This window comes from Achromobacter sp. NPDC058515 (assembly GCF_042721735.1).
Classification (GTDB): domain Bacteria; phylum Pseudomonadota; class Gammaproteobacteria; order Burkholderiales; family Burkholderiaceae_B; genus Achromobacter.
This window is the reverse complement of record NZ_JBHXNI010000034.1, coordinates 1-1,463: the sequence shown is the minus strand read 5'-3', so window position 1 is coordinate 1,463 and position 1,463 is coordinate 1. Positions and strand designations below refer to the sequence as shown.

Annotated in this window: 1 protein-coding gene; it reads right to left on the bottom strand. The window is 66.4% G+C overall.

Annotation, left to right across the window (positions count from 1 at the left end; all coding sequences use genetic code 11):
• Positions 1–1,463 (bottom strand): phosphate acyltransferase (locus ACFWP0_RS29560; protein WP_377848302.1); only part of this gene is annotated, 1,463 nt, incomplete at both ends.

Sequence of the window (1,463 nt, the reverse complement as noted above, 5' to 3'; positions counted from 1 at the left end):
ATCTGTTCGGCCGTGGGCTCGTCGTTCACATGGGTGTCCACCAGCACCACCGTGCGCTCGTTGAGCAGCAGGATGTTCATGGCGGCGTACACGTTGTGGCCCGGACGGCGGCCGATCACTTCGTCCACGAAGCGCAGATGGTCGTGGTAGGCGCCGACCGTGCCGCAGACCATGCCGTCGGCATCGCCCAGGTGCACCATCATCGCGCCGATCAGGGTCAGGCGGCGGCGCATTTCCACGCGCGCCATTTCCTTGGTGATGCCGCGGCGGCACATCAGTTCCCAGTACGTGGTCCAGTACTGGTGGAAGCGTTCGTCGTATTCCGGGTTGGTGACTTCCACGTCCTCGCCCAGGCGCAGGCGCAGGCCGAATTTCTCGATGCGCGACAGCAGCACGGCGGGACGGCCCACCAGGATGGGACGGGCCAGGCCTTCGTCCACGATCACCTGCACCGCGCGCAGCACGCGTTCGTCTTCGCCCTCGGTGAACACGATGCGCGACTTGCCGCCGGAGCGCACGATGCGCTTGGCCGCCGAGAACAGCGGCTTCATGAACGCGCCCGAGTGGTACACGAACTGCTGCAGCTGCTCTTCGTAGGCTTCCAGGTCGGCCAGCGGGCGCGTCGCCACGCCGCCGTCCATGGCCGCCTTGGCCACCGCCGGCGCGATGCGCACGATCAGGCGCGGATCAAACGGCTTGGGAATCAGGTATTCAGGGCCGAACGAGATGTCGTAGGTGCCATAGGCCGCCGCGACTACTTCGTTCTGTTCCTCTTCGGCCAGCTGGGCGATGGCGTACACCGCCGCCATTTCCATCTCGCGCGTGATGGTCGTGGCGCCCACGTCCAGCGCGCCGCGGAAGATGTACGGGAAGCACAGCACGTTGTTGACCTGGTTCGGGTAGTCCGAACGGCCCGTGGCCATCACCACGTCGTCGCGCACGCCGTGCGCCACTTCCGGCAGGATCTCGGGCGTGGGGTTGGCCAGCGCCAGGATCAGCGGGCGCGGGCCCATGGCCTCGACCATCTCGGGCTTGAGCACGCCGCCCGCCGACAGGCCCAGGAACACGTCGGCGTCCTGGATCACTTCGGCCAGCTTGCGGGCGTCGGTCTTTTGCGCAAAGCGCGCCTTGTCCGGGTCCATCAGCACGACGCGGCCTTCGTAGACCACGCCCTCGATGTCGGTCACCCAGATGTTTTCCAGCGGCAGGCCCAGATCCACCATCAGGTCCAGGCAGGCCAGCGCGGCGGCGCCCGCGCCCGAGGTCACCACCTTGACCGTCTTGATGTCCTTGCCCACGACCTTCAGGCCGTTGATGAAGGCCGCAGATACCGTGATGGCCGTGCCGTGCTGGTCGTCGTGGAAGACCGGGATCTTCATGCGTTCGCGGAGCTTGCGCTCGACGGTGAAGCATTCCGGGGCCTTGATGTCTTCGAGGTTGATGCCGCCGAAGGTGGCTTCCAG